Source organism: Planococcus sp. CP5-4_YE (assembly GCF_019042655.1).
Classification (GTDB): domain Bacteria; phylum Bacillota; class Bacilli; order Bacillales_A; family Planococcaceae; genus Planococcus.
This window is the reverse complement of record NZ_JAHPZO010000030.1, coordinates 1-9,799: the sequence shown is the minus strand read 5'-3', so window position 1 is coordinate 9,799 and position 9,799 is coordinate 1. Positions and strand designations below refer to the sequence as shown.

At 47.9% G+C, this 9,799-nt stretch carries 8 protein-coding genes; 1 reads left to right on the top strand and 7 read right to left on the bottom strand.

Features of this window, described 5'->3' with window-relative positions:
* Positions 1-106 precede the first annotated feature (106 nt).
* The 7 genes from KTG14_RS17455 to KTG14_RS17425 all read right to left on the bottom strand — a co-directional run bounded on the left by KTG14_RS17455 (position 107) and on the right by KTG14_RS17425 (position 8,799).
* Positions 107-1,009, bottom strand: a complete 903-nt coding sequence (locus tag KTG14_RS17455; RefSeq protein WP_216972066.1) for a glycine betaine ABC transporter substrate-binding protein — start codon at positions 1,007-1,009, stop codon at positions 107-109.
* A 28-nt stretch (positions 1,010-1,037) separates the two neighbouring features.
* Positions 1,038-1,775, bottom strand: coding sequence for an ABC transporter permease (locus KTG14_RS17450; protein ID WP_216972065.1), 738 nt, complete (start codon positions 1,773-1,775; stop codon positions 1,038-1,040).
* Between the two features lie 4 nt (positions 1,776-1,779).
* The gene (locus KTG14_RS17445) at positions 1,780-2,772 is read right to left on the bottom strand and encodes an ABC transporter ATP-binding protein (RefSeq protein WP_216972064.1); all 993 of its coding nucleotides are present in this window, start codon (positions 2,770-2,772) and stop codon (positions 1,780-1,782) included.
* An 18-nt stretch (positions 2,773-2,790) separates the two neighbouring features.
* A complete protein-coding gene (locus KTG14_RS17440; protein WP_216972063.1) occupies positions 2,791-3,444 on the bottom strand; it encodes an ABC transporter permease in 654 nt (217 codons plus the stop codon).
* A gap of 640 nt (positions 3,445-4,084) precedes the next feature.
* Complete coding sequence (gene nadX / locus KTG14_RS17435) at positions 4,085-4,864, bottom strand: aspartate dehydrogenase (RefSeq protein WP_216972062.1); 780 nt, start codon at positions 4,862-4,864, stop codon at positions 4,085-4,087.
* Positions 4,865-5,000: 136 nt separating this feature from the next.
* Positions 5,001-8,147, bottom strand: coding sequence for a bifunctional cytochrome P450/NADPH--P450 reductase (locus tag KTG14_RS17430; RefSeq protein ID WP_216972061.1), 3,147 nt, complete (start codon positions 8,145-8,147; stop codon positions 5,001-5,003).
* A 76-nt stretch (positions 8,148-8,223) separates the two neighbouring features.
* Positions 8,224-8,799, bottom strand: coding sequence for a TetR/AcrR family transcriptional regulator (locus KTG14_RS17425; RefSeq protein ID WP_216972060.1), 576 nt, complete (start codon positions 8,797-8,799; stop codon positions 8,224-8,226).
* A 209-nt stretch (positions 8,800-9,008) separates the two neighbouring features.
* Here KTG14_RS17425 and KTG14_RS17420 point away from each other — a divergent pair, with 209 nt between their 5' ends.
* Positions 9,009-9,701: an AIM24 family protein gene (locus KTG14_RS17420; RefSeq protein WP_216972059.1), complete on the top strand. Its 693-nt coding sequence runs from the start codon at positions 9,009-9,011 to the stop codon at positions 9,699-9,701.
* Positions 9,702-9,799 lie beyond the last annotated feature (98 nt).

The window sequence follows — 9,799 nt, the reverse complement described above, 5'->3', positions numbered from 1 at the left end:
CGTGCAAGAGCACAACCAAGTAGTTCAGTTCTCTCATAATGTCACTGTTAAGATTAAACCCGCCACTCCTTTTCGGAATGGCGGTTTTTGTTCTATCTAATCGACCTTATTCTTCTTCCAGAAATCCATTTTCCACGAGCCAATCATAAGCAACTACCGAAACGCTCTGGCCTTCGACGTCAACCAAGTAGTTCAGTTCTCTCATAATGTCACTGTTAAGATTTTCTGCCAAACGGGCGGTAATTTCTTCGATTTCAGGATACTCTTCAAACACTTCCTGATTGATCGTCACAGCTGCACGGTATGGCGGAAAGAATTGTTCGTCATCTTCGAGCACCACTAAATCATAGCTTCTGATAGTGGCATCTGTTTCGAAAGCGACGGAAACGTCCACTTGCTCGTTGTTCAACGAGCGCTGCGTCAAGCCGAGATCCATTTGGTTTACTTGGCCGGTCCCAAATTCAAAACCATATGTTTCTTCAACCCCCGGCAAACCGTCTGAACGGTTTGCAAACTCCGCATCTGATGCCATCGATAGCTCTCCTGGGTTTTCGTTGATGTAATCCCCGAGATCACTGATGGATTCGATGCCAAGTTCTTCTGCTTGCCCGCTTCTCATCACCAGCGCATATGTGTTATTCACTTCCGACATATTCATCCAATGGATGTCATTTTCGCTGTCGATCTCTTTAACCTTTTGGAAAGCCTCTTCAGGATCGGAGATGGATTCTTCTCCCATATATGTGATGAGCGCCGTTCCTGTGTATTCCCACATCAAATCCACTTGGCCGTTCACGAGTGCTGAACGGACTACACTACTGCCGAGATTGTTCATTTGGTTGACTTTAAATCCTTCTTCCACTAACAAGAAAGCCGTCATCTCAGACAAGATATATTGTTCAGTAAAGTTTTTGCCCCCTACAGTCACTTCTTTTCCTGCAACGCCTGAACAGGCCGACAAGATCAGCGTGATGATCAGCAGAGGGATGAGTTTGAGTGATTTAATCACAAATTCCGATACCTCCTATTCTCTAGCGCTAAGCTTTCTCAATACGCCTTGATCCTTTTGGCACTACGGCATATTCCACTCTACGCAAAATAAAATCAGCCACAATCGCCAAAAGTGTCACCGGAATGGCTCCGGAAATGAGGAAGCCGTTATCAAACAAATTGATTCCGGTAAATATCCAAACGCCAAGCCCGCCTGCTCCGACTACATAGGCAAGAGCCGCTGTCCCGATATTCAATACGACAGCCGTCCGGATGCCTGCAAGAATGGAGTAAGCTGAATTGGGAAGTTCGATGCGGAAAAGGATTTGATGGGGTTTCATGCCCATCCCTTTTGCCGCATCAATCATGTTCTTATCAATGGAGTCGATCCCTGCCACTGTATTCCTGAAGATCGGCAAAATCGAATAAATGAACAATGCAAAAACTGCGGTTTGAAAACCGATGCCTAAAAAACTGATCATTAATGCGAGGACGGCAAGGCTGGGGATGGTTTGCCCCAAGTTCGCGATATTGGAAACAATCCATTCCGCTCTTTTGAATTTCGGCCGGGTGATGAGGATTCCGGCCGGCACCGCGATTAAAATAGCGAGCAACGAAGACACCAGTACGAGTACAATATGCTGTCTCAGTAAAACTAAAAATGTTCCTGATTGACTGAAGATGTAGTCAAAATAACTATTGGAGATCGCCCAGATGAAAAATGCGGCGACCACTGCATACAATGCGTATCTGACAATATTGCCTATCAACTTTTTACGGTTCACCGGATCACCCTTCCTGGGAGGCGGATACTTTCCCTTTTATTTCGAAATGCAGATATTTTTGGACAAGATCGATTGTGATTGTCCCGATGTTTTCGCCTGCATCATCTTTGACGATGACTTGATCCGCTTCTTGATTCAACAACATCGACAATGTATTGCGTAGATCTTGATGGACATTGATTGTTTTCGTATCTTGGACCGAATCATCCACCGGGCCTAATCCGATGACTTCACGCAAATTTTCAACGGTATGCAAGCTTAAGCCTTTGATGGCACGGTCTTTTCCGAAGAACTGCGAAACAAATTCCTGTTTCGGATGCGCCAGCATTTCCGAAGGGGTATCGAATTGCATGATTTTCCCGTCACGAAGGAGCACGATTTTATCCGCCATTTTGATTGCTTCATCGATATCATGGCTGACAAAGAGAATCGTTTTCTTCACTTCGCGCTGGATTTGTAAAAACTCGTCCTGGATCTTTTCGCGGATGATCGGGTCAAGTGCACCGAATGGTTCATCCATCAGCATGACCGGAGGATCGGCCGCCAGTGCGCGGACTACGCCGATACGCTGCTGTTGGCCGCCCGACAATTCGTGCGGGTAGCGCTTGCCGTAATCTTTTGCGTCCAAGCCGCTCAGCTTCATCAAATACTCGAAGCGTTCCCGCTTGTCTTTTTTGCTCCACCCGAGAAGGTCCGGAACGATCATGACGTTTTCTTCAATCGTCATATTCGGAAACAACCCGTTGCTTTGGATGACATAGCCGATTTTTCTTCTCAATTCGATCGGGTCCATATCCTTGGAGTTTTCACCATTGATGATGATTTCGCCTTCGGTAATGGATTCCAGCCGATTGACCATTCGGAGCAGCGTCGTTTTCCCGCATCCTGATGGACCGAGCAGCACGACAATCTTTCCTTCTTCCACAGTGAAATCGACATCGTCGATCGCTGTTATATTTTCTCCGAACTTCTTTGTTACATGATTAAATGAAATCATATACTCACCTCTCTACAGTTAATCCGCTACCACTTTTTTCGTATAACGCTTTTGAATGAATAAAAGAATGGAATCCGCGATGATCGCCAAGATCGCTACAGCGATAGAACCGCTGATGATCAAGTAATTATCGTTTCTGCTGATGCCTTGTGTAATGAGGACACCTAGACCGCCGGCGCCAATATACGCCGCGATGACAGCGATTCCGATATTCATGACAACCGCAGTCCGGACTCCCGCCATGATGACTGGCAATGCATTCGGGATTTCAACACGCAACAAGCGCTGACGCGTTTTCATGCCCATGCCGATTGCCGCATCACGCATTTCCGGGTTGACGTTCTTGATGCCAGTATAAGTATTGCGGATAATAGGCAACTGTGCATACAACACCAACGCCACAAAAGCCGGAACAAATCCGATCCCCTGATTGACTAAGGAAAAAATCGGAATCATTACCCCAAAAAGTGCAATGCTCGGAATCGTCAATGTAATAGAAGCGATTTGAAGAACTGTGTCTGCAAGGTATTGGTTCGTAGTTAAGTAAATGCCGAGCGGAATTCCGATCAATAATGCAACGGCAAGTGCCAATGAAACGAGTATGGCATGGTCAATTGTCAACTCTAGAATACGAGGTGCATTCACCTCAAGAAACCGGGCCCAATTTTCCATTGAAACACCTCCCTTCTATGGCCAGAAAACAACAACTGAAATTAGGCCTTGTTCGATAGGATAGCTTTAATGCCCATTAAGCTCTTCCGGAAAAGAGAAACTCCAATCAGTGGGGGCTTTCCCATCCCCGCCGACACAAAACGGATTAGAACGCGATAAATATGCAGGTGACATGCAAAAAAACCCTTATGGCTACTGAATTCGGGAGTTTTCGCAATGCATTGAAAATGTATAGACTGATTCGTTTTCTAAACAGGAAAGCGACACTAGCAACAGGGAACACACGAAAACACCTATCGAGGAATCACTTTCTTCCTCCTACCAATATAACATGTATTTTTCTAAAATACTGATATTGCTGATACTTTTAAACTATTCGAGCCCTAATTGCGAGGGCTGAGAGCACTAGCTCGATACGAAATGATGGCGAAAAAGACAGTTCCACGAGCACCATTTTTTGCAATCTAATGCACTGTGGATTCATTAGACGAAAGGTCTGCTCCCTCCACAGCGTTCTTCGATCCATCGACAGAAATGGCTGTGGCTATTCAAAAAAACAAGCAGACCCTCCAGAAAAATAGGGCCTTGCTTGTTTTTCGCGTTGACGCATAATAGTTCTCAATATTTTCAATCTCGCCAATCAGTTTCCGATCCGAAGCGCGTTTCCTTTATTCTGCAATACCGCAAGAATACTTAAGGCAGCGAGCAAACTTGTCTTCGGGTTTGTCTGCATCGGATTATTTTCGACTTGAAGCCGCATGTTCCCGAAATCCCCACGCGCTTCGATGGTATGGGTATTCTGTTTAATGGCTGGGTCGACGATGATGCGCACCTTGGTTTTCTCTGCCCCGATTCCCGCAATCGCGAGCACCAGCGCGACATTGATATTCTTCGGGAATTGTTCGACTGCTTCATTGGCAGAGCCATCGAATATCGTTTGCTCAATGTCTGATTCCATACCGAGTGATTCAGGCGATTTTCTTGTCGTGATCTGGACGTGCTCCAATCCACCGAGTGCTTTGGCCGATTGCAATATGTCTAAACCGCCGATTGCTCCGGATGGCAAAAAGATCTCCGTGCCATTCTTCTTTGCCAATTCCTTCATTTCGTTTAAGAAAGCAGTGTCTTTAAAAACGCCGATGCTACTGACGATGAGGTCTTTCTTGTGGACGATGACATCTTTCAAAAAAAGCCCTGCCGCATCTACCGTAACAGCCTCCACGACCACATCGAACGGTTTCTTCAAAAACTCCTCTAGGTCCGTATGAAAATCAATATCAAACCTTTTTTTCAAACGGCTCCCCACTTCCCGGTTGCGGCCAAAAATGGCTGTGACCCGGCCATCAGCCATGTAATTGGCATTCACCTGTTCCAGCAAATACGCAGCGATATTGCCCGTTCCAATAATTCCGATATTCATGAGTCTTCCCCTCCGTTCCGCTGAATGATCCATACTTCTCTTTACCCATAAACACGAAAACGCCACCTTCCGAATCGATTGATTTCATGGAAAATGGCGTTCTCTATATGTGATTGTTGTTTAGCTGTCTATATTTTCAAGAAGCCGACCAGACGTCTTTCGCAAAACGGCCGGATTGTTCAAGTTCACTGAGCCACGCCAGCGCTTGTTCATGCGTCACGCCTCGCAGTTCCTGATAGCTAAGGACGATGGTTTCTTCAACGGCTGGCGCCATCTTGCCGCCATCTCCGCAAATATACAGATGTCCGCCCTGTTCCAACAGTTCAAGGATATCCTGTGCGTTTTGTTCAATTAAATGCTGCACATAGACTTTCTCTTGTTGTTGTCTCGAGAAGGCGCTGTGCAATTCGATCAAGCCAAGCTGCTCGGCTTGCTTCAATTCTTCTTCATATAAGAAATCTTCTTGTGCGTGGCGGCAGCCGAAATAAAGCTGCGCTGCGCCAAGAGTCGCACCTTGTTCTTTCAAGGCATGACGCGCTTGGATAAAGCCGCGGAAAGGCGCAATGCCTGTTCCCGGACCGACCATGACGAGCGGCGTCTCAGGATTCTCCGGCAATTGGAAGGCCGTTTGTGGCGTACGGATAAAGCAGGCGAGTTGATCACCCGTCTCGCGCTTCGCCAAATAATTGGACGCGACACCTTCGTATTCCCCAGTGCCGCTCCACGCAGCGCCTTTAACAACGCTAACCGTGATGCTCGCTTGTTCTGATGCACGCGGCGAGCTCGAAATCGAGTAATAGCGGGCTTTCAATGCCGGCAATAAGGCCAGGAAGTTTTCGAATTCCATCTCGCATGACATAAAGCGCTCGAGCAGTTCAAGCATCGTCAAACGCTTCGCAAGCACTTCGCGTTTGTACGTCTCATCTTCCACCAATCCTTCAAGTTCTGCCTTATGCGGCGGACATGGATTGCTTTTGGCGAGTTCGCGGAGTTGTGCGCGCGTTGCTGGTTCCTGTAATTCCACGTAGCTTGTGAGCAATTGGGCGAGTTGCACCGGCTGTCCCGTCGGCAAATGATTGGACCGCCCTGAACTGCCCTCGAGCACGACATAGTTTTCGCCTTTCAAACCAAAACGATTCAAGACACGTTCCACCAGCTCTTTCGAATTCTCCGGCAATACGCCGAGATGGTCGCCTTCTTGGTACACGGCCCCTTCAGGCAAGTCGATTTCAATATGGCGTGTGCTGCGCTCTTGTGTATTCAATAGCTCTTCATTGCTTGAGATGACTGCCGTAAAGGCATCGTATGCACGAGCAACCGGCGTATGGCTGACGCCGCTGATGAACTCCATCGACAATTGATTGCTCGCTTGTGCAGTTGTTTCTAAATCGAGCCCGAATCTCTCAGCTAATGCCGGCCACAAAGCTTGCTGCCATTTTTCGAGTTCGCCGTCAAAGTCTTCGCTGGCGTCGCCCTCGCCGCGTTCGATAAGCCGTGTAGCACCATTTGCTGATAATTGTTCATCGATGATGCCCGGCACTCGCTGATAAGTCGTCGCCCAGTTGCGGTCGCCACAGCCGAAGACACTATAGTTAACGCCTTGCAACTCGCTGTCCGTTTCGAGCCATTCCATAAAGCGCACTGCGTTGTCCGGCGGGTTGCCGTTATATGAGGCTGATACGATCACGACTGCCCCTTCAGCCGGCAAGTCCCCAGCATAGTCATCCAAGGCAGCAGCTTTTGAGTCAAAGCCTTTAAAGCGCGCTGTTTCCGCCAGTTCTCGCGCGACGCCTTGTGCAGTTCCGAGATTGGATCCGTATAGCACGAGGAGCGGTGTGCCGTGTGAATCGATTGCTTGCTGCTGTTCTTGCGCTGGTTCGGGTTCTTCCGCGACAGGTGCTTGGAACATCTGCACTTTTCGTCTCGGCTTCACTTTCATCGTCAATCCCTCAGGCTTAAAGGTCAAAGTTTCTTTGACGTCTAATTGGTAATCGGTGTGGTCGATCAATTCGAAATGCTGCAGTACCATGCCGAGCACAAGCACTGCTTCATGCAGCGCAAATTGCTGGCCGATGCAGGCGCGCTGGCCATTGCCGAACGGCTTGAACGCATGATGTGGGATTTTGGTCATGTCTTCAAAACGCTCCGGACGGAACTCCTCAGCATCTTGCCCCCAAACGCTCGTGTCGCGGTGGAGTTCAGGGATGAGTAAAGTGAACGCTTCGCCTTTTTCCACTTCGTACTTGCCGGCAAGCGTCGTATCTTCTTTCGCATAGACGGAGAATGCCGGTGCAGTCGGCCACAAACGCAGAGCTTCGTTCAAGATCATGCGCACGTATTTCAATTGCTTCACTTGTTTGAACGAAGGCGTTGCATCGCCAAGCACTTCATCCACTTCTGCATACGCTTTTTGCAATTTGTCCGGATGCTTCAATAGATACTGGATCGCGAATGACAACAAGCCGCTCGTCGTTTCGTGCCCCGCAATCAAGAACGTAATGATCTGGAAGCGAATGTTTTCATCATCCAAGGACTCGCCGGTTTCTGGATCTTTGCCTTTCAGCATATGTCCCAGTAAGTCGTCTTCCCCTTGGTCCCCCGCTTGTTTACGTTCTGCAATCAATTGGTCGACCAGATTGAACATATAATCGATATCTTCCTTGAATTGCTGCTTCGAGCGCACCATCAATTTGTCCTGGATGCCAAGACGCTGTGTTTGGCTCATCGATTCATCCAAAGCCCGCACCATCTTCTCGATAAACGGATGGGAATCCTCCCGGTAAAAGCTGTTGAAGCGGTAATTGAATCCGCACAAGCCGATCGTATCGAGCGTCAAACGCGTCATGTCATCCGGCACATCGATTTCCTCGTTTGGGTTGAGCCGCGCCCACTTTTGCACCAATTGCGACGCGAGGTCGATCATTTTCTCGTGATAGCCTTTCATCGCTTGCTGGCTGAAACTCGGCAACAAAATATTATGGGCTTTCTTCCAGTTCGGTTCTTCGGTTCCGCTCGTGAACAAACCGTCTCCGCCGAATGCGCGGACTTTTTGGAGAGCCGGCCCGATCTTTTTATCAAAGCGTGTCTCATCGCAAATTTCAGCTGCCAGTTCCGCACTCGACACGAATGTGCTAGCGCGTCCCGGAAAATGGAATTGGTAGATGGGCCCGAGTTCACGGGCTTGTTTCATAAACGACTGTACCGGCTTTTCTTTATCGATCAACGGCAAATTGCCTAGCGGGCCGTAAGTTTTCGGTTGTGGAAGATTTTTCATTTCGATCATGGATTAGCACCTCTTCTGTAAAATTAAAAGCGGAATGAATATTCATTCCTTTGAAATAAGAAAAAAACTGGCATCATCACGAATGATGACGCACAGCGTCCCAGCAGCTTTCTTCAACGCCTGTCAATAATTCTTCGGTCGCTTCAAGTTCGCCTGCCCGGACCAATTGGTAGAGCTGAAGAAAACTACCAAAAATAAGTGCAATCAAAGCCTTGGATGGCAGCTGGCGGATGTCGTTATGCTTCTTTCCTTCTTCGAAAAACGTCTCGAAGATCATCAGCAAGTCGCTAAACTGCTCGCGGCTGTTTGCGTCCAGAAAATAAGCGGATGTATGAGTTTTAATGAAATACAAAGCATGATCGTGCTCGTTCGTAAAACGGATCATCCCTTGAAATAAATGATGAAATTGCTCACGAATGTCCGCTTCCACGGGATAGTCTTTTTCCAGCGCCTCCCGGAACAGCGTTACATAATGTTGAAACAAAGTGTTCACAAGCATTTCCTTATTGTCGAAATAGCGGTAAATCGTTCCGGCCCCGACTTTTGCATCGTTGGCAATCATCGGAATGGTCGTCGCATCAAATCCGCGTTCGGCAAACAAAGTCAAGGCGCTGCTAAGCACATCGTCTCGTTTAGTAGTAGGTGTCGGCATCTGAAAAATCTCTCCTCTCTATTGCGGAATGAACATTCATTCTACGTCAGTTTACTCCTTCTTTTTTTGAAAATCAATGAATATCCTAGATGAAACCTAATTGCTTTTCAATCGCCTGCCTTCACGCAATTAAAAACTTGCCGATTGAAATGAAACGATTTTGCCAACTGTTCGTATACTATAGTATCTAGTTAAAGGAGGAATCGTTCATGTCGAAGTATTCCATCAAGCAATTTGTCCAGCAAACCAAACAGGAAGAAAGTGCACGCGACTTTTTCGAACTCGAAACAGACCGCTTGCTCGAAGTGAACTTAAACGGCCAAGTGTGGGCAAAGGCCGGCTCGATGATTTCCTATGAAGGCAATATCAAATTCGAGCGCGAAGGCATGCTTGAGCACGGTCTTGGGAAATTCGTCAAAAAAGCGCTCAGCGGAGAAGGCGCCCAATTGATGAAAGCAAGCGGCCAAGGCAAACTTTATGTGGCGGACAGCGGCAAGAAAATCACCATCTTAGACCTTGAAGGCGAAAGCATTTTCATCAACGGCAACGATCTGCTGGCATTTCAGGACGGACTCGACTGGGACATCAAATTGATGCGCCGCGTCGCCGGCATGATGGCGGGCGGACTGTTCAATGTGCGTCTTGAAGGCCAAGGCCTCGTCGCCTTCACCTCCCATTACGAGCCGCTCACATTGCTCGTCACGCCGGATACGCCGGTATTCACCGATCCAAACGCGACTGTCGCATGGTCAGGCAATTTGGAACCTGATTTTGTCACCGATGTACAGTTGAAAAGCTTTTTTGGGAGGGGCAGCGGAGAATCCGTACAAATGAAATTCTCCGGAAATGGCTTCGTCGTCGTCCAGCCTTTTGAAGAAATCTATCACGCACCACAGAGCTGATGACATACCACCTACTAAAAACTGCCCCGCGGCGATTAGAGCAATGTCTAATCGCCGCGGGGCAGTTTTTAGTAGGTGGTATGTCATCAGCTCTGTGG